This is a genomic window from Streptomyces violascens (genome assembly GCF_014649955.1).
Taxonomy (GTDB): Bacteria; Actinomycetota; Actinomycetes; order Streptomycetales; family Streptomycetaceae; genus Streptomyces; species Streptomyces violascens.
The window spans coordinates 712,340-735,494 of record NZ_BMUA01000001.1; the positions used below are offsets into that span (position 1 = coordinate 712,340).

Annotated in this window: 21 protein-coding genes and 2 pseudogenes; 12 read left to right on the forward strand and 11 right to left on the reverse strand. The window is 71.8% G+C overall.

What is annotated here, in order from left to right:
- Positions 1-5 precede the first annotated feature (5 nt).
- The 4 genes and pseudogenes from IE206_RS03325 to IE206_RS03340 form a co-directional block, all read right to left on the reverse strand.
- Positions 6-122, reverse strand: a pseudogene (locus IE206_RS03325) (methyltransferase domain-containing protein); the annotation flags it as partial.
- A 31-nt stretch (positions 123-153) separates the two neighbouring features.
- Positions 154-1,017: an ABC transporter permease gene (locus IE206_RS03330; RefSeq protein ID WP_189960346.1), complete on the reverse strand. Its 864-nt coding sequence runs from the start codon at positions 1,015-1,017 to the stop codon at positions 154-156.
- The gene (locus IE206_RS03335; protein ID WP_189960347.1) at positions 977-1,804 is read right to left on the reverse strand and encodes an ATP-binding cassette domain-containing protein; all 828 of its coding nucleotides are present in this window, start codon (positions 1,802-1,804) and stop codon (positions 977-979) included. The genes IE206_RS03330 and IE206_RS03335 overlap by 41 nt, the downstream gene beginning before the upstream one ends.
- The gene (locus IE206_RS03340; protein ID WP_189960348.1) at positions 1,801-2,265 is read right to left on the reverse strand and encodes a MarR family winged helix-turn-helix transcriptional regulator; all 465 of its coding nucleotides are present in this window, start codon (positions 2,263-2,265) and stop codon (positions 1,801-1,803) included. The genes IE206_RS03335 and IE206_RS03340 overlap by 4 nt, the downstream gene beginning before the upstream one ends.
- A gap of 218 nt (positions 2,266-2,483) precedes the next feature.
- Here IE206_RS03340 and IE206_RS03345 point away from each other — a divergent pair, with 218 nt between their 5' ends.
- From IE206_RS03345 to IE206_RS03365, 5 genes and pseudogenes are all read left to right on the forward strand, one after another.
- Entirely contained in the window at positions 2,484-3,602 is a 1,119-nt protein-coding gene (locus IE206_RS03345) for a hypothetical protein (RefSeq protein ID WP_189960774.1), read from the forward strand.
- Positions 3,603-3,736: 134 nt separating this feature from the next.
- Entirely contained in the window at positions 3,737-4,954 is a 1,218-nt protein-coding gene (locus IE206_RS03350) for a cytochrome P450 (RefSeq protein WP_189960349.1), read from the forward strand.
- A gap of 70 nt (positions 4,955-5,024) precedes the next feature.
- Complete coding sequence (locus IE206_RS03355) at positions 5,025-5,696, forward strand: TenA family protein (RefSeq protein WP_189960350.1); 672 nt, start codon at positions 5,025-5,027, stop codon at positions 5,694-5,696.
- A gap of 361 nt (positions 5,697-6,057) precedes the next feature.
- Positions 6,058-6,958, forward strand: a pseudogene (locus IE206_RS03360) (nitroreductase/quinone reductase family protein).
- Positions 6,959-7,090: 132 nt separating this feature from the next.
- On the forward strand, positions 7,091-8,629 hold the full coding sequence (locus tag IE206_RS03365) for an alpha/beta hydrolase (protein ID WP_189960351.1): 1,539 nt from the start codon (positions 7,091-7,093) through the stop codon (positions 8,627-8,629).
- Here the strand turns inward: IE206_RS03365 and IE206_RS03370 are convergent.
- The gene (locus IE206_RS03370) at positions 8,626-9,369 is read right to left on the reverse strand and encodes a metallophosphoesterase (protein ID WP_189960352.1); all 744 of its coding nucleotides are present in this window, start codon (positions 9,367-9,369) and stop codon (positions 8,626-8,628) included. The genes IE206_RS03365 and IE206_RS03370 overlap by 4 nt on opposite strands.
- A gap of 136 nt (positions 9,370-9,505) precedes the next feature.
- On the opposite strand from IE206_RS03370, the gene IE206_RS03375 reads away from it, so the two are divergent.
- From IE206_RS03375 to IE206_RS03385, 3 genes are all read left to right on the forward strand, one after another.
- Positions 9,506-10,126, forward strand: a complete 621-nt coding sequence (locus IE206_RS03375) for a CGNR zinc finger domain-containing protein (RefSeq protein WP_189960353.1) — start codon at positions 9,506-9,508, stop codon at positions 10,124-10,126.
- Between the two features lie 115 nt (positions 10,127-10,241).
- A complete protein-coding gene (locus IE206_RS03380) occupies positions 10,242-11,717 on the forward strand; it encodes an MFS transporter (protein ID WP_189960354.1) in 1,476 nt (491 codons plus the stop codon).
- Complete coding sequence (locus IE206_RS03385; RefSeq protein WP_189960355.1) at positions 11,714-12,283, forward strand: TetR/AcrR family transcriptional regulator; 570 nt, start codon at positions 11,714-11,716, stop codon at positions 12,281-12,283. The genes IE206_RS03380 and IE206_RS03385 overlap by 4 nt, the downstream gene beginning before the upstream one ends.
- 18 nt (positions 12,284-12,301) lie before the next feature.
- Here the strand turns inward: IE206_RS03385 and IE206_RS03390 are convergent, their stop codons facing one another.
- Positions 12,302-12,493, reverse strand: coding sequence for a ferredoxin (locus IE206_RS03390; protein ID WP_189960356.1), 192 nt, complete (start codon positions 12,491-12,493; stop codon positions 12,302-12,304).
- Between the two features lie 31 nt (positions 12,494-12,524).
- Positions 12,525-13,757, reverse strand: a complete 1,233-nt coding sequence (locus tag IE206_RS03395; protein WP_189960357.1) for a cytochrome P450 — start codon at positions 13,755-13,757, stop codon at positions 12,525-12,527.
- 197 nt (positions 13,758-13,954) lie between these two features.
- Here IE206_RS03395 and IE206_RS03400 point away from each other — a divergent pair, with 197 nt between their 5' ends.
- Positions 13,955-14,956, forward strand: a complete 1,002-nt coding sequence (locus tag IE206_RS03400; RefSeq protein WP_373300853.1) for a cytochrome c oxidase assembly protein — start codon at positions 13,955-13,957, stop codon at positions 14,954-14,956.
- 4 nt (positions 14,957-14,960) lie between these two features.
- On the opposite strand, the gene IE206_RS03405 is transcribed toward IE206_RS03400, so the two are convergent.
- Complete coding sequence (locus IE206_RS03405; RefSeq protein WP_189960358.1) at positions 14,961-15,386, reverse strand: hypothetical protein; 426 nt, start codon at positions 15,384-15,386, stop codon at positions 14,961-14,963.
- A gap of 98 nt (positions 15,387-15,484) precedes the next feature.
- Positions 15,485-16,255: a DUF2127 domain-containing protein gene (locus tag IE206_RS03410; RefSeq protein ID WP_189960359.1), complete on the reverse strand. Its 771-nt coding sequence runs from the start codon at positions 16,253-16,255 to the stop codon at positions 15,485-15,487.
- A gap of 137 nt (positions 16,256-16,392) precedes the next feature.
- Here IE206_RS03410 and IE206_RS42325 point away from each other — a divergent pair, with 137 nt between their 5' ends.
- Both IE206_RS42325 and IE206_RS03420 read left to right on the forward strand, forming a co-directional pair.
- Positions 16,393-17,040, forward strand: coding sequence for a DUF1275 family protein (locus IE206_RS42325; protein WP_226598690.1), 648 nt, complete (start codon positions 16,393-16,395; stop codon positions 17,038-17,040).
- Between the two features lie 266 nt (positions 17,041-17,306).
- Positions 17,307-18,740: a PP2C family protein-serine/threonine phosphatase gene (locus IE206_RS03420; protein WP_189960360.1), complete on the forward strand. Its 1,434-nt coding sequence runs from the start codon at positions 17,307-17,309 to the stop codon at positions 18,738-18,740.
- Between the two features lie 69 nt (positions 18,741-18,809).
- Here IE206_RS03420 and IE206_RS03425 read toward each other — a convergent pair whose 3' ends face one another.
- On the reverse strand, positions 18,810-20,303 hold the full coding sequence (locus IE206_RS03425; RefSeq protein ID WP_189960361.1) for a DNA-binding protein NsdB: 1,494 nt from the start codon (positions 20,301-20,303) through the stop codon (positions 18,810-18,812).
- A 233-nt stretch (positions 20,304-20,536) separates the two neighbouring features.
- Between IE206_RS03425 and IE206_RS03430 the strand changes: the two genes are divergently transcribed.
- Entirely contained in the window at positions 20,537-21,670 is a 1,134-nt protein-coding gene (locus tag IE206_RS03430) for an aminoglycoside phosphotransferase family protein (protein WP_189960362.1), read from the forward strand.
- 73 nt (positions 21,671-21,743) lie between these two features.
- Here IE206_RS03430 and IE206_RS03435 read toward each other — a convergent pair whose 3' ends face one another.
- Entirely contained in the window at positions 21,744-23,072 is a 1,329-nt protein-coding gene (locus IE206_RS03435) for an N-acetylmuramoyl-L-alanine amidase (protein WP_189960363.1), read from the reverse strand.
- Between the last annotated feature and the right edge of the window lie 83 nt (positions 23,073-23,155).

Consider the following 23,155-nt stretch of genomic DNA (forward strand, 5'->3'; position numbering starts at 1 on the left):
GCCCGCCTCCCGCCGGGGCGCTGCGCGCCGAGCATGGCACGCAGCGCCCGGTCCCGGTCCTTCACATGGACCAGGACCAGGCGCGCGTGCACGAAGTCGAAGGGGCCCGAGGGTGCTTCGTCCTCGGTCATAGCGATCATGACGGCAGCCGGCTCAGCGGGCCAGTCTGCCGAGCAGCGAGGAGGCGGCCAGGATGCCGAGGGCGGCCGCGAGCAGCAGCACCCCGTAGTCGAGGCCGAGATGGGTCGGGGTGCCGAGCAGCAGGCCGCGCAGGGCGTCGACCTGGTAGCTCAGCGGGTTGGCCTTGCTGACGGCCTGGAGCCAGCCCGGCATGATCGACACCGGGTACAGGGCGCTGGAGCCGAAGAACAGCGGCATCGTGATGGCCTGGCCGATGCCCATCAGGCGGTCGCGGGTCAGCACGATCCCGGCGATCGACATCGACAGGCAGGAGAAGAACGCGGAGCCGAGGACGACCGCGACGCCGACGCCGATCAGCTTCAGGGGGTTCCAGGTCAGAGCCACCCCGAGCAGCGCGGCGATCGCGATCACCACGACCGCCTGGATGAGCGCCTTCACCCCGGCCGCGAAGGCCTTGCCGGTGATCAGCGCGGAGCGCGGGGTCGGGGTGACCAGGAGCTTGGTGAGGATGCCCGAGTCCCGCTCCCAGATGATCATGATCCCGTAGAAGATGGCGATGAACATGGCGGACTGGGCGATGATGCCGGGCGCCAGATAGTCGATGTACGGGATGCCGCCGGTCGGGATCGCCTTGATGCGGGTGAAGGTCTCGCCGAAGATGAGCAGCCACAGGGCGGGCTGCACGGCCCGGGTGTAGAGCTCGGCGCGGTCGTGCCGGAGCTTTTGCAGTTCGACCGCGCACAGGGCGCCGGCCCGTGCGGGCAGGACGCGCCAGCCCGTGCGGGGCCGCGGCGGGACGAGGAGCAGATCGAGGGCGCCCGCGGTGCCGAGGGGCTCAGCCGAGGCGGGCTGCGGTGCGGCGGGTGCTGCGGACATCGCGGAAGTCACCTCCCTCGCTGTCGAGCCCACGGCCTGCGACATCGCGGAAGACGTCCTCCAGGGTGGGCGGCGGATCGTCGGGCCCGCGGCGCTCGCGCAGCTCGGACTTCAACCCCTGGGGCGTGCCCAGGGCACGTATCTTGCCGCGGTGCATGAGGGCGAGGCGGTCGCAGTACTGGTCGGCCTCGTCCATGTGGTGGGTGGTCACAAGGACGGTCATGCCGGTGGCCCGGCGCACCGCGTTGATGTGCTCCCACACGCTGGTGCGGGCGATCGGGTCGAGGCCGATCGTCGGCTCGTCGAGCATGAGCAGGCGGGGCGCGCTGACCAGCGCCTGGGCCAGTTCGAGACGGCGGATCATGCCGCCCGAGTAGGTGCGGGCCATGCGGTCGGCGGCCTCCGTGAGGTCGACGGCGTACAGGGCCTGCGCGACGCGGCGGGCGCGTTCCCTGCGCGGGACGTCGAAGACCCGGGCGAACAGGGCCACGTTCTCGCGCCCGGTCAGTCCCGCGTCGGCCGACAGCTGCTGCGGTACGTAGCCGAGCAGCCTGCGCACCGCCATCCGCTCCTTGGCCGCGTCGTGCCCGAAGACCCGTATGCGGCCCGCCGGTACCGGAAGCAGGGTGGTGATGCAGCGGATCGCGGTGGTCTTGCCCGCGCCGTTCGGGCCGAGCAGGCCGAAGACCTCGCCCGTGGTGACCGACAGGTCGAGCCCGTCGACCGCCCTGGTCTCGCCGAACGCGTACTCAAGGCCCGCGCACATCACCGCGTCGTCGTCGCTCATGACTCCTCCGCTTCCTCATGCAGGTTCTCGGCGAGCCGGCGCAGGGCGGGCAGGGCCGCGGCGAGCGCGGCCCGGTCGGCCGCGTCCAGGCGCGCCACCTGGTCGCGTACGAGCGCGGCGCGGCGCCGCTGCCAGTCGCGCAGCCGCTCGACCGCGGCGGGCGTCGCGTACAGCCGGGCCGAGCGGCGGTCGCCCGGATCGGTCTCGCGCCGCATGTACCCGTCCCTCACCAGCTGATTGACCAGCGTGGAGACCGAGTTGCCCGCGAGGTACAGCTCCTTGGCGGCGGCCGAAACGCCGATGCCGGGCCGGGTGGTGACGAGCCGGAGCAGCTCGATGTGGGCGCCGCGCAGCCGGGGCACGGTCAGGCCGCGGCGCAGTCTTCGCCGGATGAGCCGCTGGACACCGGCGAGCACATCGGCGAAGGAGTCGTCGAACGGCTCGGCCTCTTCGACAGCCATGCCCCCATTTTATCTCTCAGTAAGAGGTATCGGCCAGGCCCGTGCACCCAGCGCTCGGGCTCGGCGGGATGTGGCAACGAGCACATGTGGACCCACTGTGAGAACGGACTCGGGCCGCATGACATCTTTCCCCGGGGCCTCCCGTGCTCCACGGGACGCCATTCGTAACGGGCAGGGAAACAGGAGCTGAAACGCACGTGCCGGCCATCAGTCAGAGGATGCATCTGATCCTGCTCTCCGCATGGACCGCTCTGTGGTTCGCCGTGGTGGAGCCCCACGGCGGCTTCTCCTGGCACTATCTGCGGGCCGGCGGCCAGCTCATCTTCCAGGGCCCTTCCGGTGACGGCACCGGCGGCCTCAACCTCTACGCCCACCACCCCGAGCTCCAGATGGGCCCGGTCAGCTTCCTGACGGCGGGGCTCTTCAACCCGTTCCCCGAGCGGACCGGCCAGTTCCTTGCCGCGCTCCTGATGTCGGTGCTCGGCCTGGTGATCGTGGTGATCGCCGGGCGCAGCGCCGCCTGGTACTTCCTGGGGACCGGCACCAACCATCAGCGGCTGCGGCAGCGGGTGCTCATCGCCGGGCTCGCCTTCATCCCGATGTGGATCGAGGTGTCGGTGCGCTTCGGCCACCTCGACGACGTGCTCGCGCTGTTCTTCACCGCGCTCGCCGTCCGCTCGGTGACCCGCGACAGCGCGGTGGGCACCGGGGTGTGGCTCGCGCTCGCGATGGACTCCAAGCCCACCGCGGTGACGTTCGCCGCGCTGCTCTTCGCGCTGCCGCGCCACCAGTGGCTGCGGGCCGCGCTGTGGGGCGCGGCGGTGGTCGCCGTCGCCTGGGCGCCGTTCTTCCTCAACAATCCGCACTCGATGTCGGCCGCCGGTTTCGCGATACCCAACCAGCCCGCGTCCGCGCTGCGCTGGCTCGGGGTCGCCGACGCCGAGACGCCCGGCTGGGACCGCCCCGCCCAGGCGGCGCTCGGCCTGCTGCTCGGCGCGATCGCGGTGTGGCGGGGGCGGTGGGCCGCGGTGGTGCTGCTCGGCGCTAACGCGCGGATCGTCCTGGACCCCAGCGTCTACACGTACTACACGGCGTCGGTCCTGCTCGGGACCCTGCTCTGGGATGTGATCGGGCAGCGCCGGCTGGTCCCGTGGTGGAGCTGGCTCGCGCTTCTGACGCTGTACGGGAGCGTGTTCGTGGTGCCGGACGATGCGGCGCGGGGGCTGATCCGGCTCGCGTTCGTGGTCGTCTCCACGGCATACGTACTGCTGTGGCCGCAGCGCGACAGAACCCGGGACCGCCGCCGAAGGCGCCGGTCCGCCTCCGTGCCCGCCTGAGGACCGCCTGGCCTGAATCGTTCCCTAGGGCAACTTTCCTGGGCGCCCGGCCGATGACGTGACGGTATGTCAGGTGCGATGCTCGGCTCAGCCGTCCGACAGGTATGGGCGACAGGCCGAGAGGAGCCGCAGTCATGGCCGAGGCGCTGAAACCCCCGCACGCCGGCGGATCGTTTCCCTTCCCGCCCGGTCCGCTGGGCGGCTGCCCAGAGGAGTACCGGCGGCGGCGCGCGGAGTGTCCGCTGGGGCCCGTCACGCTGCCCAGCGGCGACGAGGTGCTGCTCGCCACGGCGTACGACGACATCCGCGAGGTGCTCGCGGGCGCTTCCTTCTCGCGCAACCTCCGCTATCCGGGGGCGCCCCGGATGTTGCCCGGCGAGGCGTTGGGCGACGATCCGCACGCGCTGACCGGCATGGACGGTCCCGAGCACGCGCGGCTGCGGCGCATCGTGCAGGGCGCGTTCACGCCGCGCCGCGCGGAGGCCTGGCGCCCGCACGTTCAGGCCGTCGCCGAGGAACTGCTGGACGGCATCGTGGCGGCGGGCCCGCCCACCGACCTCCTTGCCTCGTACGCGTTCGCGCTGCCCGTCGAGGTGATCTGCCGGCTGCTCGGGGTACCGGCCAAGGACAGCGGGCTCTTCCGGGCCTGGTCGGACACGCTGCTCTCGCTGACGCCGGACGGGGCGGGAGAACGCCGGCGGGCCGCCGCCGAGTTCGGCGCGTACGTCGACGATCTGGTGGCCGGCCATCGGCACGCACCGGGCCACGACCTCGTCGACGCGCTGATCGAGGCGCGCGACGAGGGCGACCGGCTCAGTGAGGCGGAGCTCGGGCGGATGGTGCGCGGGCTCATCGTCGCGGGTCACGAGACCACCGCCCATGTCATCGCGCGCGGCGTCCTCACCCTGCTGCGCAACCCTGCCGAGCTCGCCGCGCTGCGGGCCGCTCCGGGGCTCCTTCCGGACGCGGTCGAGGAGATCCTGCGCCTGCAGATTCCCGGTCACGGCGCGCTGCTGCGGGTGGCGACGGCCGATGTGACCCTGCCGTCGGGCGCCACGGTGGCCCGGGGCCGGGGGGTGCTCGCCCCGATGGCGGCCGCCAATCAGGACCCCGTGCGGTTCCCCGATCCTGGCCGCCTCGACATCCGCCGCGCCGGCAACAAGCACCTCTCCTTCGGCCACGGCCCGCACTTCTGCCTCGGGGCGCACCTCGCCCGGGTGGAGGTCCGGACCGCCCTCGAAGCGGTCGTACGACGCCTGCCGGGGCTCGCGCTCGCCGTCCCCGCCGAGGAGCTGACCTGGACGACGGGAAGCCGGGTGTGCGGGCTTCGCCGACTCCCCCTCACCTGGTGAGCGCGCGAAGGAGGGGCCGCGTGAGACGCTGGTCGGGACCGCACCGGCATTCCTGCGAAGAGGGTCCCCGATGACTCGTCAGACGCGTACGGCCAAGGACATCATCGCGGCGACGTCCGCCGCGCTCGCCCCGGCGGCGGACGACAACCGGCTCGTACCGCTCATCGAGGCCGGGACCGCGCCGCTGTCCGCGCTCGCCGGGCTCGCCCTGGAGCAGCGCCACATCATCGCCTCCGACCGGCGCGCCTTCGAGCTCCTGGCCGAACGCTCGGGCAAGGGCACGGCGTGCGCTGAGTTCTTCGGCTCGCTCGTCGTGGGCGAGACGCTGGCACTCGAACGGCTCGGCGCGTACGAGAGCGCCTGCGGGCTCACCCCTCAGGCCATCGGCCAGTACGAGCCGAAGGCCGGCTGCCAGGCCTATCCGGCCTATGTGGCGTGGCTGGCCCTGAACGGCGAACCGCCGAGCGTGGCCCTCGCGCTCACCGCCAACTTCGCGGCGTGGGGCGGCTATTGCGCGCGGGTGTCCGCGGCGCTGCGCACCCGCTACGGATTCACCGACCAGGCGTGCGGCTTCTTCGACTTCTTCGCGGGCCCGGCCCCCGAGCTCGAACAGCAGGCCGTCGCGGCCGTCGCCGCAGGCTCGGACGACGAACACGGCGAGGGCGTCGGCAGCGGGGCGCACTACGGACGGCTGCTCCAGACGTACGAGTCGATGTTCTGGAACACGCTCGCGGAAGCCTGAGACGGCCAAAGTCGTGCCGGGCCGCCGGTTGACAGCGTACGCCGCTGCTGGCTGTAATGGCCCGCGTGTCGCGTGACGCCGGTCAAAGAGCAGTGGGCCGGCCGGCAGTCGGGCGAGCACCCTTTCCGAGGGACCGTGTCATGAGTTCACACTCCGCATCCCCCGCCTGACGGCAGCCTGCGCGCACGCCGTCCACCCGTCCCGAGCGGTGCCCCGCACCGCCGTGCGACGACCCACTACGCCCCGCCTTCCGTGACGGCCGCCGCCCTTCGGCGACCGTCCGCCGCGCGTACCGGGGACGGTGTTGCCACGCCCATCGCGAGCACCCCCACATCCCGATTGTCTGGAGATCCCACACCGCATGCCCCTGTCCTTCAACCAGCGCGTCATCGAGGAGTTCCGGGCCAACGCCGGAAAGGTCGGTGGCCCCTTCGAGGGCGGTGACCCTCCTGCTGACCACCACCGGCGCGAAGTCCGGTGCCCCGCACACCGTCCCCCTGGGCTACGTCCGGGACGGCGGCCGCCTGATGGTCGTCGGCTCCAACCTCGGCGCGCCGAGCCACCCCGACTGGTACCACAACCTGCTGGCCCACCCCACGGTGCGGGTGGAACTCGCCGCCGAGCAGTTCGAAGCGATCGCCGTTCCCGCCGAAGGGGCGCGCCGCGAGCGGCTGTTCGCGCGGGTGGTGCACGTGGCTCCCGGCTACGGCGGGTACCAGGCCGCGACGGAGCGGACCCTGCCGGTCGTGGTTCTGGAACGTCCGGAGCCCGGACCCGAGGCGCCGCGCGAGGTCAACAACCTGGCCGACAAGCTCATGGAGGTGCACACCTGGCTGCGTACCCAGCTGCGGCACGTCGCCGCCGAGGCCGACGCGTACTTCGCGGCGCGGGCCGCTCACGAGGGCCCGGGCGACGCCCCGGCGCCGGGGCTCGGCCTCCAACTGCGCCAGCACTGCCTGGCGTTCTGCCAGGCTCTGGAGTTCCACCACACCGCCGAGGACAACCACATGTTCCCGGGCCTCGCGCAGTACCGTCCCGCGCTGCGCGACGCCCTGGAGCGGCTGCGCGAGGAGCACCGGACGGTGGCCCGCATCCAGGGTGACCTCGTCGCCCTGATCGACACGCTCAGCACCGCCGACCCCTTCGGCTTCCGCACTCAACTGGACGCGATGACAAAGGAGTTGACCGCACACCTGGCCTACGAGGAGGAGGAGCTGCTGCCGGTCCTGAGCGCCGTGCCGTTCCCGCCGCCGGGTCCCTGAATCACCCCGGGGGTGGCATCCGTGCCACCCCCGATCCGGGTGGTGGCTGGATCGCGGCAGGGTGCCGTGGCGGTGGACGATCTCCACGACCCATTCACCGCAAGGGGAGCGATCCCAACGGGGGAGAAACACATGCAGTTGTTCAGGAAGCCGGCCCGGTGGGCCGCGGCCGCCGCGTGCGGGCTGCTCGCCGCGGCGGCCCTGCCGGCCGGTGTGGCGAGCGCCGCCGCGAAGAGCACCGTGCCCGACCGCTACCGGCTTCAGCGGCTCGACTGGCAGCCGTGCGTGTCCGGCACGCTGGAGTGCGCCACGATGTCCGTACCCCGGGACTGGTACCACCCCGATGCCGGGCCGAGCCTCAGCATCCAGGTGTCCAGGCACCGGGCGACCGACCCGGCCAAGCGGCAGGGCGTGCTCATGATGGCGGCGGGCGGACCCGGCTCCTCGGGCTACCAACGCCCGGCCCGACTCACCAAGCTCAGCCCGAAGCTTTCGGCCGCGTACGACGTCGTCAGCTTCGACCAGCGCGGGGTCGGGGCGAGTACGAACGTGGTCTGCTCGGACCAGGACAAGGTCGACGGCCTCTTCAACAGCGGCGACCTGCGGGACCGTTCGCCGCAGGCGGTGCGGGCCACCTTCGAGAGGGCCCGCGACTTCGTGGCGGACTGCGAGCGCAATTCGGGCGGTCTGCTGCCGTACATCACCACCGACCAGGCCGTGCACGACATGGACCTGTACCGGTCGCTGCTCGGCGTGGACAAGGTGTCCTACTACGGGCCGTCCTACGCCACCGTCCTCGGGGCGTACTACGCGACCGAGTTCCCGCGCCGGGTCGAGCGGGTCGTCCTCGACAGCAACGTCGACTTCACCGGCAGCTGGCAGTCGTTCATGACCGGGCAGCCGATGAGTTTCCAGCGCCGCTTCGAGCAGGACTTCCTGCCGTGGCTGGCGAAGAACGACGCCACCTATCACCAGGGCCGCACCCCGGCCGAGGCCAAGGCGTCCTACGAGCGGCTGCGGGCCGCGCTGCACGACCGCCCGCTCGACCTCGACGGGACGGTGATCACTCCCAACCACCTCGATTCCGCCGCGACGAACGCGATGTACAGCGCGGGCGACAGATTCCGGGACTTCGCCTCGCTGATGGGTCTGCTCGAACACCCCGACAGCGCTCCGGCGGACGCGAAGAAGAACGCCGCCGAGCAGCTGCGGCACTTCTACGGCGCCAACTTCTTCGCCGACTTCGCCGCGGTCACCTGCGGCGACACGCCGTGGACGCGCGACAGCCGGTACTGGGTGGACAAGAGCGCCGAGGCGCCGCGGGTCAACCCCCTCGCCGGGGCGAAGGAGCTGACGTTCGCCGCCGTCTGCGCGAACTGGCCGCGATCGAAGGCGCCGCACATCAAGGTGACCGGCAAGGGACTGCCGCCGGTCCTGATGCTCAACTCGACGCACGATCCGGCGACCTACTACGAGGGCGCGCTGCGAGCCCATCGCGGGCTTGCGGGCTCCCGCCTGATCACCGTGGACGACGGCGACCACGGCCAGTTCCAGACCGGCAACACGTGCGCGGACGCCTACGTCGAGAACTACCTCCTCGACGGCACGCTGCCCGCGAAGGACACGACATGTGCGGGCACGCCGCTGCCGGAACCGGCGGCGCGGGGCTAAACCACCACCCGATAGTGCGTCGTCAGCCGTCGGTCGTCGCCCAGGATGTGGAAGGCGAGGCCCGGCGGCTGGCCGCGGTCGGCCGGGTCGTCGCCCTCCCAGGGCAGCCGCAGCGTCCAGGTGACACCGGGTCCGACCAGGAGCGGACGGTCGGCGAAGGTGGTGGCCACCGCCGTGTGGGCGTGCCCGGTGAGGACGGCCACCACCTGCGGGTGTGCGGCGATCAGCGCCGCCAGTTCCTCGGGCTCCTGGAGCATCGCGTTGTCGGGCAGCGGGTGGTGCACCTCGACGGGCGGCTGGTGGAAGGCGATGAATGCCGGGGTGTCCCCGGGCAGCGCGGCGAGCGTGCCGTCGATCCACTTCAGCGTGGCCGCGTCCAGCCTGCCGTCGTCGCGGCCCGGGACGGAGGCGTCGCACATCAGGATCGCCGAGCCTGCGACGTGGTGGACGCGGTTGACCGGGCCGTCCTCGGGCGTCTCGCCGAGCAGGGCCTTGCGGTAGGCGGCCCGCTCGTCGTGGTTGCCGGGACAGGTCAGGACCGGGAAGGGCGCGGTCAGGATGCGCGCGGCCTCCTCGTACTCGGACTCGGCGCCGTGGTCGGCGATGTCGCCGGTGACCAGGACCGCGTCGACCTGCCGCGGCAGGGACCGCAGGTGGTCCATGACACGGGTCGCGCGTTCCACGGACCTTTCGGTGCCGTCCAGATGCAGGTCGCTGATGTGGGCGAGCAACAACGTCATCGTCCGGTTCCCCTCCTCGGGCGGCACTCCGCCCCCCTGTGACCTAACGGAAAACTTTGCCGTATCCGTTAGGGACCTTAGGGTGTGGCGACGGGAGGGATCAAGGGGTCCGGACCCGGCCGGGAAAGGGGCGGTCATGGAGCGCGGTCTGGCGCTGGAGCTGGCGAGCACGATTCGCCACGACGGGGACGGCGGGGTCGCCGACGACTTGGACACGCTGGACGGCACGAAGCGCTGGCTCGCGGAAGCGGCCCCTGTGCTCGCCGAGCACGTCACCGTCGGGGTCTTCGACGCCGAGCGGCTCGCACGGGAGGCCGACGAGGAACTGAGGCTCGCGCTCGTCGCGCTGCGCGAGGCCGTACGGGCCCTGTTCGCGCGGGCCGTGCGCCCGGGACCGCCGAGCCCCGCCGACGCGCAGCGGCTGCTCCCCCTCGACGAGGCCCTGTCCCGGATCAACGCGGCGGCCGCCCTGGAACCTGTGACTCCCGTGCTGGAGTGGGAGGTCGAGGGCCCTCCCGCGGTGCGGCAGCAGTCGGCCCACCCCGCGCCGCGCGAGCGGCTGCTCGCGGCGCTCGCGCGCGCGAGCGTCGGCTTCCTGACCGGTCCGGAGCGCGAGCGGCTGCGGGCCTGCACGGCGCCGCGCTGTGTGCGCTACTTCCTCAAGAGCCACGGCCGCCAGGAGTGGTGCAAGCCCTCCTGCGGAAACCGGGCCCGCGCCGCCCGGCACTACCGCAGGCAGCGGAGCGCCGACGACTGACCCCGAGGAGAATCCGCAGGGGCGGGCACCAGGGGTGCACAAGCGTTTACCCTGGGGGGTGAACAGACGTGCACCCCTGCACACCCCTGCCCGCATTCCAGTCGTACGGAGAGTCATGCCCCCAGCGATACCCGCGGCCGCCGACCCGCCGCGCCCCCGCTTCTTCGTCGGGGTCCTCGCGTTCTGCGGTGTGGTCGTGGCCGTCATGCAGACGCTGGTGGTGCCACTCCTTCCGCATGTGCCCGCGCTGACCGGCAGCACCCCGGCCGCGGCGAGCTGGCTGGTCACGGTCACGCTGCTCACCGGGGCGGTCTTCACGCCGGTGCTCGGCCGGGCCGGCGACATGTACGGCAAGCGGCGGCTGCTGCTCGTCTCGCTCGGGGTGCTCACGGCGGGCTCGGTGATGTGCGCTTCGAGCTCGCACATCGGGGTCCTGATCGCGGGCCGCGCCCTGCAGGGGGCGGCGCTCGCGGTGATTCCGCTGGGCATCAGCGTCATGCGGGACGAGCTGCCGCCCGCGAAGGTGCTCTCGTCGGTGGCCCTGATGAGTTCGACCCTTGGCATCGGCGCGGCCGTGGGACTGCCGGTCGCGGCGCTGGTCGTCGAGCACTTCGACTGGCACAGCATGTTCTGGGCGTCTGCCGCGCTCGGCGTGCTCGACATCGCCCTGGTCCTGTGGTGCGTGCCGGAGTCGCCGCTGCGCTCGCGCGGCCGGTTCGACGCCGTGGGCGCGCTCGGCCTCTCGGCGGGGCTGGTCGCGGTGCTGCTCGCCATCACCCAGGGCGCCGACTGGGGCTGGACCTCGCCGCGCACCCTCGCGCTGCTCGGCGCGGCCGTGGTGATCTGGCCGCTGTGGGGCGCGTACGAGCTGCGCACCCGCTCGCCGCTGGTCGACCTGCGGGTCTCGGCGCGGCCCGCGGTGCTGCTCACCAATGTGGCGGCTCTGCTCATCGGCTTCGCCTTCTACGCCAACTCCCTGGTCACCGCGCAGATGGTGCAGGAGCCGAAGGCCACGGGGTACGGGCTCGGCGCGTCCATCGTGGTCAGCGGGCTCTGCCTGCTGCCGGGCGGGCTCGCGATGGTGGCGCTGTCCCCGGTGTCGGCCAGGATCTCGGCGAAGTACGGCCCGAAGGCCGCGCTCGCGCTCGCGGCCGCCGTCATGACGGTGGGCTACGGGGTGCGGTTCTTCACCAGCCACAGCCTGCCGCTGATCATCGCGGGGGCCACGGTGGTGGCCTGCGGCACCGCGATCGCGTACTCGGCGCTGCCCGCCCTGGTGATGCGCGCGGTCCCGGTGAGCGAGACGGGCGCCGCCAACGGGCTCAACACCCTGATGCGCTCGGTCGGCCAGGCCTGTTGCAGCGCGGTGGTGGCCGCGGTCCTGGCGAACGTCACCTTCGAGGCCGGCGGGCACACCGCACCGACGCTGCACGCCTATCTCCTGGTGTTCCTGATCGCCGCCGGCGCGGCGCTTTCCGCGCTCGTCGCCACGCTGTTCCTGCCGGGCCGCGCCACCCCCGCCCCCGGTACCGTCGGGGCGGACCGTGCCGAGGGAGCGACGGGACGTACGACGGCCGAGGAGAGCGCATGACGGGGCAGCCGGCCACCGGCGGCGACACCGGGACGGGCAGGGACGCGATCCTGCGGGCGGCCCGCCGGGCGTTCACGCTGCGCCCGTACGCGGAGGTCACGATGCGTTCGATCGCCGCCGACGCGGGGGTCAGCGCCTCACTCATCGTCAAACGGTTCGGCAGCAAGGAGCGGCTCTTCCACACGGTCGCGGACTTCGAGCCCGCAGCCGACGCGCTGTTCGCGGCCCCCCTCGACGGGCTGGGCCGGCACATGGTCCTGACGATGGTGCGGATGCGGCGCGAGGATCAGGGGGATCCGCTGCTTCGCGCGGTGTTCTCGCTGGGGAACGTGGACGAACGGACACTGCTGCGGGAGCGGTTCCGCGAGCAGGTCACGTCCCGGCTGGCCGGTCAACTGCGCGGCGGGGACAGCGAGTTGAGGGCCGAGTTGATCGCCGGTCTGCTCCTTGGCCTGGGCGCGACCCTCAGTCTGCACCGGCCGGGCGCCGGGGAACGCGCCACGCCCGAGCAGCTGGCGGATCTGTACGCGCCGGCTGTGCAGCGGATGATCACCGGCTCGGAGTGACCGAAACCGGATGTTCGGCTAGTCGTGAAGGGTGATGGCCTGCACCGGGCAGGCCCGGGCGGCTTCGCGGACCAGGGGGTCGCCGCCGCCGTCCTCGCGGCCGGGCAGCAGGGCGCTGAACCCGTCGTCGTCCTGGGTGAAGACGCTCGGGGCGGTCAGCGCGCACTGTCCCGCGCCGATACAGACGTCCTTGTCGATGCCGATCCGCATGTGCGGCTCCTTTCCGTCGGTTTGTGTCGCGCTACCAGGCGACGGGGAGTTCGACCATGCCCTGGAGGGTGTCGCCCGGCTTGAACGGGATCTCGTCGGCGGGCACCGCCAGGCGCAGCCCGGGCAGCCGGTCGAAGAGGGAGCGCAGCGCGATCTCCATCTCCGCCCGCGCCAGGTTCTGGCCGAGGCACTGGTGGATGCCGAAGCCGAACGCGACATGGTGGCGGCTGGTGCGGTGCCAGTCCAGCTGGTCCGGGGCCTCGTAGCTGGCGTTGTCCCGGTTGATGATCGACGTCGAGAAGACGACGCCGTCGTCGGCGCGGATGGTCCGGCCGTCGATCTCGATGTCGTCCAGGGCCACCCTGAGCATCCCGTCGGCGATCGACAGATAGCGCAGGAGTTCCTCGACCGCGGCCGGCATGAGCGCCGCATCGGAGCGCAGCTCGGCCAGCCGGTCCGGGTGCTGGAGGAGTGTGAACGTACCCAGCGAGATCATGTTGGCGGTGGTCTCGTGGCCCGCCACCAGCAGGATGGTGGCGAAATCGACCAGTTCCTGGTGGTCAAGGGTCCCTTCGTTCAGGCGCTGCTCGATGAGTTCGTCGAGCAGTCCGTCGCCGCGTTCCTTCTGTTTGCGGTCGATGAGCCGGACGAAGTAGTCCTCCAGCGCGTCGCGGGCCGCCTCCACGTCGGCGGTCTCCGGCCCGCGCAGGAGCTTGCGGGACTGGTCCTCGAAGAAGTCGTGGTCCTCGTAGGGGACGCCGAGCAGCGCACAGATGACCATCGACGGCACGGGCAGCGCGAAGGCGCCGACCAGGTCTGCGGGCGGCCCCTGCTCGATCATCCGGTCGAGCAGTTCGTCCACGGTCCGCTGGATCTGCGGCCGCAGCGAGGCGGTGCGCTTGAGGGTGAAGCTGGGGATGAGCATCCGGCGCTGCGCCGCGTGCTCGGGGTCGTCGATTCCGAGCAGTGCCGTGCGGCGCCTGCGGATCCCGGCGAAGCGGGCCGTCGGCGACGGGAAGGCCAGGTTCTCGCGGTTGGAGGAGAGCCGCGGGTCGGCGAGCAGGGCGCGCGCCTCGGCGAGCCCGGTGACCATCCACACGGTGCGGCCGTCGTAGAGCTGGACGCGGGCGAGCGGGCGCTCGTCGCGCAGCGGCTGATATGCGGTGGGCGGGTGGTAGGGGCAGCTGCGGTCCTGTGGGAAGGCGACACTGCCGGTGTCGGTGGCGGAGTGGTCCGTGTTGACGCTGGTGTTGCTGCCTGTCATGTAGACCTCGCAAGCGAAGGGTTCCGTCTTGCCGATCTCCACTACATGCCTCGGGCACCTATGACGTCTACATGTTCTTCGGCCGAATCCCTACCTTCGGCCGAGCACGCGGGGGCCGGTGCGAGGGTCCCGGCCCGGCGGGGCTAGCGTGTGGGCGGCCCGTCGTACGTCACGGGCCGGTGAGGAGACCGAGCCGGATGTCCGGTATGACGCTGAGCGAGGCGACGGGCGGCCTGCCCGAGCTGACGACGGGGCGGCTGCTGTCGGTGTGGGAGCCGGACGCGGCGGCGCTCCTTGTGATCGTCGTCCTGGGCGGCCTGTACGGCTGGGGCGTGCTGCGGCTGCGCCGCCGGGGCGAGCGCTGGCCGCTGCCCCGCGGTCTGGCCTTCGCGTTCCTCGGCCTCGGCAGCCTGGCCGTCGCCACGATGTCCGCGCTCGCGGTGTACGACACCGAGCTGTTCTGGCCGGCCGCCGTGCAGAACGTCCTGCTCGACCTGGTCGCGCCGCTCGGCCTCGCGCTCGGCGACCCGCTGCGGCTCGGGGTGCTCGCGCTGCCCGAGCGCGGGGCAGGGCGCCTGAAGGCCGCGATGACCGGGCGCCTGGTCAGGTTCCTCACCTTCCCGCTGGTCAGCACCGTCCTGGTGCTCGCCTCCGAGCTGTGCATCTACTTCACGCCGTACTTCGAGAGCGCGCTGCGGCACGGCCCGCTGCACGAGCTGATGTACCTCCAGCTGCTGCTCGCCGGGAGCCTGTTCGTGCTGCCGGTGCTCACCCGCGAGGAGGCGCTGCCCGCCTGGTGCAGCCACCCGGTGCGGGCCGCGCTCGTCTTCGTCGACGGCCTGATCGACGCCGTGCCCGGCATCGTGGTGATGACCCACAGCACCCTGATCGCGGGCGCCTGGTACCTCCATCACGCACCCGCCTGGGCACCCGACGTCCACCGCGACCAGCAAATCGGCGGCGGCGCGATGATCACCATCGCCGAGCTGGTGTCGTTGCCGTTCCTGCTGGCGATCCTGGTGCAGTGGTCCCGCGCCGACCGCGCCCAGCGCGTGGTGCTCGACCGCCGCCTGGACGCGGAACTGGCTCCGGCCGCCCCGGTGGAGGGACGGCCGGAGGACACCGAGCTCGTACGGCCCTGGTGGGAGACCGACGGCGGAACGGTCGGGCAGCGGATGCGTCGACGGCCCGGCGACTGAGCTGTCAGTGCCGGTCGCGGCGCCTGCGCAGCCGGCTCACGATGAACCAGATCACGAACACGACGAACGCGATGAAGAGGATCACCAGGATCAGCAGGAAGATCCCGAGCTTCTTGAAGAAGCTGCTCTTCTTTTTCTTGGACTTGCTGGACTTCTTGGACTTCTCGCTGCTCTTCGACACGAGGACGCTCGACTTGCCCGCGACGGTGTGACGGCCTGCCTGCCCCGCCGCCTGGTCCGGCCGCGCCACGTCCCCTACGGAGGCGGCCTGTTGGGCCGTCGAGGCCACGACCGTGGTCCGGGGCGCGGCCTCGGCCGTGACCGGTCCCGCCACCAGGGCGGTGCCCAGCAGCAGGGCGAGCAGCACGGCGGCGCGGCGCAGTGGGCCCCGGCCGGTCCTCGAAGCGGTCGTGGAGTGCGGTGCGTTCATGGTTGTCATCCCCCAGGGAAGCTCGGTGCGGCTGACCCGCCGCACGCTGTCTGTATCTGTACCGGCTGTATCTGCACCGGATGCGAGATCGGTACGCCTCAGCTGTGCGCCGCGACGCCCGCCGTCGTCTCGACCTCGATGAGCGAGGCGCTGTGGCGCTCCGCCTCGAACGCGGCGAGCCCGCCCCGCAGGCCGAACAGGCGCTTGGCGAGCAGGATGTAGAGGACCGCGAGGATGTTGATCGTCAAAGTGGCGATCTTCACCCAGCTGATCTTCTCGGTGAGCTCGTAGATCTCCAGGGGCAGGAACATCGCCGTGGCGACGACGGTGAGGTACTCGGCCCACCGCTTGGCCCGCCACAGGCCGACGCCCTCGACGATCTCGATCAGCGCGTACACGAGCAGCGCCACCGCGACGATCAGCAGGGTGGAGTGCTTGTAGTCGAAGGTCTTCTGGATGGTGCCGACGACCGGCGAGTGGTCCAGGTCGTAGTGGAAGTGGCGGAAGACCGGCCGGAACACGTCCAGGTACTCGTCGAAGAACCGGCGCACCGAGTCCTGGCTGTTGCTGAACTTCCACACCGCGAGCGCCACAAGGACGATGAAGACGCCGCGCACGGCCCGCTCGACGGCCAGGAAGCGCAGGATGAACAGATCGCGCAGGACCTTGCCGCGCGGCACCAGCGGCGCCTCGTCGGCCGGGCCGGAACCGTGCGGGGCGCCCAGGGCGAAGTCACCGCAGCGCAGACAGCGCCAGGCCTCGCCGAGACCGGTGTCGGCCCGCAACCGGTCGCGCAGCACGTCCTCCTGCGGCGCGTACGTCACATGGCCGCGGCGCGCACAGGTGCGCCGGTCCCAGTCGATCTTCATGCTCTTCCTCCCGTGAGGCCCACGACGCGCGTGGGCCGGTGTACTCACAGGGACCGTAGTGGACTCTTGTCGTGGACTTGCCACGCGGGTCCGGGTTCCTGCCGCCTCCGTCCTGCTAAGGAGACGAGAATGCGCTGATGAGTTCCGCGATCACGACAACTTCTGCCGCCCGGTCCGACGAAAAGTTCCTCCTGGTCCTTTCCGCGGCTTCCGGAGCCACCGACGCGTTCGCGTTCCTCTGTCTGGGGAAAGTGTTCGCGGGGGTCATGACCGGCAACCTCGTCCTGGTCGGCGCATCGGTGGGCGCCGGGGACCGCGAGGCGGTTCCCCGCGCCCTGACCGCGCTGCTCGGGTACGCCCTCGGCTCGGCCGGGGCCGCCCTCGCGGCCGGCCGCCTCGCGCCCCGGCTGCTGCTCGCGGCCCAGACCGTACTGCTGACGCTGGCGGCGGCCGGCTGGGCGCTGGGGCTCGGGCGCTCGCTCGGCCCGCAGCTGGTGCTGCTGCTCGCGGCGGCCCTTGCGATGGGGGTGCAGGCACGGGCGTGGGGCACCCCGACCACGTACTTCACCGGTACGTTCACGGGGCTCGCGGGGCGGCTCGCGAAGCGGGAGGCGCGGGACGCGGACCACTGGGTGGCGGGGCGCCTGGCGGCCGTCGTGGCGGGGGCGGCCGCCACGTCCCTGGTCGAGCAGTGCTCGGCCTCCGCCGCGGGCGCGGCCGGGGCCGTGCTCTGCGCGGCCGCCCTCGCGCTCCGGCCGGGCCAATCGGCTTCCACGCAGGCCTAGTCGGCGGGCTGGACAGGGGGGCGCCCGGGCGCCGCTCGTGCACCGTCCGGTCGATGCCGCGGGAAGCCGGTCGATCGCCCCGTTCGCATATGCCCGGCGGTAATCCCCGCTCACGACAGGCGAAACCGCTCGCCTTTGGCATATGCCAAAAGCACCACCGTATCGAGTGTTGCCAAATCCCTTACGGGGCATCGCTCCCTGTGCAACAGTCGTTACCGGTCCACTTCATCAGACCAGGCTCTACCGCGGCCGCATCGGAGAACGTCATGCCGTCCCATCTGTTCGCGGACCGTCCCGCGCCACAACCGCCCGAGCGGGGCACGGTCGACGCACTGATCACGCAGACCCGTCGGCTGCGCGGGGGCGTGGACGCGGTGCGCCGCGACGCGCTCGTGGACGACGACGACCCGCAGGGCCGCTGGCAGCGCGCCCTGTGCGATCTGGCGGTCCATCAACTCGACGACCTGGGCTCGCACTTGGACCAGTTGCGCGAGGGCCTGAGCGCCGAGGAGGAGGACGCGGCAGCCCTCGCCGTCGAGAGCGCGTTCAGCGACGATCCGGGCGCCGGCACCCTGCTCAGCCGGGTCGGCAGCGCCGAATGGAACCTGCTGACCGACGCGGTGAGCTGGTCCGAGGAGCTCTTCCAGATCTTCGGGCGCCCCCCCGAGAGCGGCGGCATGTCCCTCGACGAGCTGCCCACCATGGTGTTCGCCGACGACCAGGCCCTGCTCACCTCGATGGTGACGGGCGCCCTGGTGGACGGCCGCCCGATCGACGGGGAGTTCCGGATCGTACGGACCGACGGCCGGGTCCGCACGCTCCACATGATGGGCGAACCGGTGCTCGACGCCGACGGCTGCACCGCTTCGATGTGGGCCGTCCTGCGCGACGTGAGCGAGCTGCGGAGCAGTCAGCGAGCCGTGCGGGAGAGCCGCGACTGTCTGCAGCGCCAACGCCACATCGCCCAGACCGAGCACCGGCTCGCGGTCGAGCTGCAGGAAGCCGTACTGCCCCCGTGGCGCGGCTCTCTGCGGCTCCCGCAGGGCGGCCCCGGCGCGCTCGACATCGCCGCGCACTATCTGCCGTCCTCCTCCAGCGCCCTCATCGGCGGCGACTGGTACGACGCGCTCGGACTCCCCGACGGCACCTCTTTACTGACCGTCGGCGACCTCACGGGTCACGGGGTGACGGCGACCGGCGCCATGGCGATGCTGCTCGGCGCGCTGCGTGGAATGGCCGTCGCGGGCATCGGCCCCGGCCCCCTGATGGGCCACCTCAACCAGCTTCTGGAGACGACCGTGCAGCCCGCCCTGGGCAGCGCGGTCTGCTGTCGTTACGAACCCGCCGGGCGCAGGCTCACCTGGTCCCAGGCCGGCCACCCCGCCCCGCTGCTGTTCCGCGACGGGACGGGACGGGCGCTGAGCGCACCGGAGGGGGTGCTGCTCGGCGCCACCCACGGGGCGTCCTACGGCCAGGCCGAGGTCACGCTCCAGGCGGGCGACCTGCTCGTCCTCGGCACCGACGGGCTGACCCGGCGGAGTGCGTCCGAGGCGTCACAGCCGCGTCGGCTGCTCGAACTCGCCCCGCTCTTCGACGGCGGCCGCACAGCCCAGGACTGCGTGCGGATGATCGTCGAGGAGTTCGGCGAGCACGAGCGCGAGGACGACGCCTGTGTGCTGGTGGCCCGCATCGGGTCCTGACGCACAGGCGGCGGAGAAACGGCCCGAGGGGGGCTCGGGGGTTGTACGTGTCCGGCGTACAACCCCCTTCTAGATGTCCGCGATCCGGTTCCGCTTGACCGGCGCCTGGGGCAGCGCCAGCTCGATCTCCTCCCGGAGGTCCTGGATCTTGGCGTAGCTCGCGTACTGGCCGGTGAGCCGGTACATCTCGCGCAGCCGGTCCCAGGTGCGGTGCGAGGAGGTCTCCCCCATCGACACCAGAGCCAGACGGGCGTAACGGTCCGCCTGTTCCGGGTCGTCGGCGATGAAGCAGGCCGAGGCAAGCGAGATGTAGTCGAAGATCTTCGAGCGCTGACGGCCGCCGACCCGCAACTCCAGTGCCTGCTTGGCGTGGTGCTGCGCGATGGTGGCCGCCGCCGGATCGTGCTCGGCGAGCGTACGGAAGGCCAGGGCCTCCATGCCGTGCAGATCCGCCTCGTCGAACATCTGCATCCAACTGGGCGGCGGTACATCGCCCTTGTCGGAGACGAAGAGCTCCTCCGCCTCGCCGAGGGTGCGGCGCATCGCCTGCCCGCGCCCCATGGATGCCTGGGCCCACGCCTCGATGGTGTGCAGCATCGCCTTGGTGCGGGGCAGGGTCTCCTCGCCCGAACCGGACTTGGCGAGCTTCATGAGGTCGAGGGCCTCGCCGGGACGGCCCAGGTGGACCATCTGGCGGGCGGCCCGCGAGAGGGCCTCGCCGGCGCGCGGGCGGTCGCCGCCCTCGCGGGCCGCGTGCGCGGCGATGACGAAGTACTTCTGCGCGGTCGGTTCGAGGCCGATGTCGTGGGACATCCAGCCCGCGAGGACGGCCAGGTTGGCGGCGACGCCCCACAGGCGCCGCTGGAGATGGTCGGGGTGGCGGTAGGCGAGCATGCCGCCCACCTCGTTGAGCTGGCCCACCACCGCTTTGCGCTGGAGCCCGCCGCCGCGGGAGGCGTCCCAGGCACGGAACACTTCGACCGAACGCTCCAGGGCGTCGATCTCCTGCGATCCGATGGGGGCGGCCTCGTAGCGGTCGAACCCGGCGGGATCGGCGTGCAGAGGGTCGTTGAGGCGGGGGGCGTCGGCCGAGAGTACGGGGTCGGTGTGCAGCCAGTCGTGCATGGCGCTGCTGAGTACGGAGCCGGTGGCGAGCGCGGCGCCCGCGCCCACCAGACCGCGTCGGTTGAGCATGAGGTCCATTCCCGTGAATTCGGTGAGGACCGCTGCCGTCCGTTCGGGCGCCCACGGAAGGCCGTCCGGATTCTTCGTGTTCCTGACGTCGTTCCGCTTTCCAGCGCGCCCGTGCCGGTCGAACCCGAGGTCCTCGATGGTCACGACACGGCCGAGCCGCTCGGTGAACAGCGCCGCCAGCACCCTGGGCACCGGATCGCGCGGGGTCTCCCCCATGTCGATCCAACGCCGCACCCGTGAGGTGTCGGTGGCCAGTTGGGGGTGGCCCATGGCCGCCGCCTGCCGGTTCACCATTCTCGCGAGTTCGCCCTTGGACCAGCCGGCGAGGCCGAACAGGTCGTTCAGGCGGGTGTTGGGTTGTCCGCTCACGTCAAGCCCCCAGGTTCTCGGCTGAGTTGACAGTAATCCCCCTGTCAGATGCGGCGCGAGTATTCGCCATGGTTCGCCAGGGCACGCCAGATGGTGTGCCACCCGCGGCCGGGTGTCAGGTAAGAGAGCGCCACCCCGACCCGGGGGCCGGACCCCATTCCCCAGGGTGCGGCTCGGCCACCGGGACGGGTAGCGCACGCAACTTGTCGGCACACGAAGGGATCTGTCACCCCATGTACACAGCATCGTCCTCCGTGTCCGCGCCGCCCCGGCCGCACCGTCCTCTGGGGGCGGGTGGCGGACCGTACCTCGATCCCACCCACGCCGGGTCGGCCTACGGTGCGGGCCGGATGCCGCGCCGGACCGGGGCGGGCACGCAGCCGCTCAGCGGGAGAATCGACATGTCGGGCCCGCAGGGCGCGCAGCTGCGCATCGCGATCTCCTCGGTGCAGCGCATCTGCCCGGAGTTCAATCCGGTCCAGGTGATGAGGCACAGCGGACGCTCGGTGCTGATCGTCGGCACGACAGGACGCACGACGGCCGTCGCCAAGTGTTTACTGGACCACTCGCCTGCGTGGGCCGAGCGGTTCCGGCACGAAATAGCTGCGTATCGCGCCTTCGTCCGGCACCGCCCACCGGTGCGGGTGCCGCGGCTGATCGCCGCCGATCCCGACAACTGCACCCTGGTGATCGAGCGGATGCCGGGCCGGGCGGCGGCCCTGCAGCGACACCCGGTCGAGGCTCCGCCGCGTGCCGATGTCAGGGCTGCCCTCGGCGCGATCGGGCGCATCAACGCCTGGCGGCCGCCCGCCGAGATGTTCGGCAGGCCCTTGGACTACGCACCGAGGATCGCCCGCTACCACGAGCTCGGCCTGTTCACCGACCGGGATCTGAGTGACCTTCAGAAACTGGTGCACGGTCTGGCGCTTTCGGGCCGGGTGGACTGGCAGTTCTCGCACGGTGACGCGCTGCTCTCCAACATCCTGCTGTCACCGGCGGGCCCGGTCCTGGTCGACTGGGAGCACGCGGGCTGGTACCTGCCCGGCTACGACCTGGCGACGCTGTGGGCGGTCCTCGGCGACGCCCCGACGGAGCGGCGGCGGATCAGCCAGGCGGCGCAGGCGGCGGGCCCCGCCTCGCGGGACGCGTTCCTCGTGAACCTGATGCTCGTACTGACCCGCGAGATCAGGACGTACGAGACGGCGGTGCAGCGCACCATGCGGGACGCGGCACCGGCCGGCCCGGCACAGAACCCCCCGCCGGGTTCGCTGTCCGCCGGGGAGCAGCAGCGGTTGCTGCTCCGCAGGCTGCACGACGACTGCGCGTTGGCGCGGCGGGCCGTGCGGGCGGCGGTCGGCACGCGCTGACCGCCGGGCAGAGGGGGAAGCGTGCTGCGCGTCCAGTGCCGACACACTGGGCGCGCAGCGCGCTGTCGTACGGTCAGCGCACCCGGACGACGTCGACGTCCGAGGCCTTCACGAAGGCGATCCGGTGGCCGATCTGCACCGTCACGAAGCGGGTGCTGCCGGGGAAGTACGTGTGGTCGTAGGGGTACGACGAGTCGATGGTCGGGGCGTAGTAGTAGCCGGCGGGTGTGGGCTCGCCACCGGGGTAGGACTGGCCGGCCTTGATGGTGTAGCCGAGCGGGGTGCTCACCCGCGGCGCCTTGAAGTCCGCCGGATAGTCACCGGCCACCGGGTAGGCGGTTCCGTAGACCGGCACATCGGTCAGGCCCGGCTTGGGGCGTACGACGTAGCCGGCGGTCGGGGTGGTGGTGCGGGTGTGCCCGGGGCTCTGGAACCAGGCCTTCTGGCCGTACCACCAGATCGCGGTCCAGCCGGGCTTGCGGTCGGCGACCACGGCCTGCTGGGTGGCGCTGATCTTGCTGCCCCAGTCGCCCGCGCAGTTGGTGCCGGGCCGGCCGGGCGGGTGCAGGCCCGGATCGGCGAACAGCGGGGCGGTGGTGGAGGGTTCGGTGTGCAGCGGCACCGCGCTGGAGGGCTGGACGGGCAGGTCGATGTTCTTCTCGCAGTCGCGGACGGACTGGAGATTCTTCTTGAACTCCGGGTTGATGGTGACCAGTTGGCCGCCCGGGCGGCCGGTGGGCTCGGTGGGTTTCCCGAGCAGGGTCATGAAGTGGTTCCAGTCCCAGTACGGGCCCGGGTCCCAGTGCATGGCGGCGGTGCCGGACGGGGTGGTGGGCGGCACGTTGTCGTGGCCGAGGATGTGCCGGCGGTCGAGCGGGATGTCGTACTTGGCGGCGAGATAGCGCACCAGGGCCGCCGTCGAGCGGTACATCTCGGGAGTGAACCAGGTGGCGCCCTCGGTGGCGTAGCCCTCCTGCTCGATGCCGATGGAGTCGGAGTTGACGTACCAGTTGCCGGCCTGCCAGGCGACGTCCTTGGTCTTCACCATCTGGGTGACGTGGCCGTCACTGGAGCGCACGACGTAGTGGGCGGAGGCGGCCCGCTTCGGGTCCTGGAAGATCTTCAGGGTGGTGGCGAAGGTTTCCTCGGTGTCGTGCAGGACGATGTACTTGATCTTGTTGGTGCCCGGCCGGTCGGAGAGGTCGTAGTTGCCGTAGTCCTCCTTGTTGGCCGGGTCGCCGGTCTGCCGGTAGGCCGCCGGAACCCAGTCGCACTTCAGGACGCGGGGGCATTCGGTGCCGCCCGGGGCCGCGCTCGCCGGGGAGGCGGGGGCCAGGGCGAGGCCCAGGGCGCCGGCCGTCGCGGCCGCGAGCGCGAGTCTGATCCTCTGCTTGGACGTCATGGACAACCCTTCTTGCCGGGAGGTGCATGGGCTCTCTCGCCGTGCGCGCGTGGGTACGCGCGGGACACTGTGTGACCCCGGAT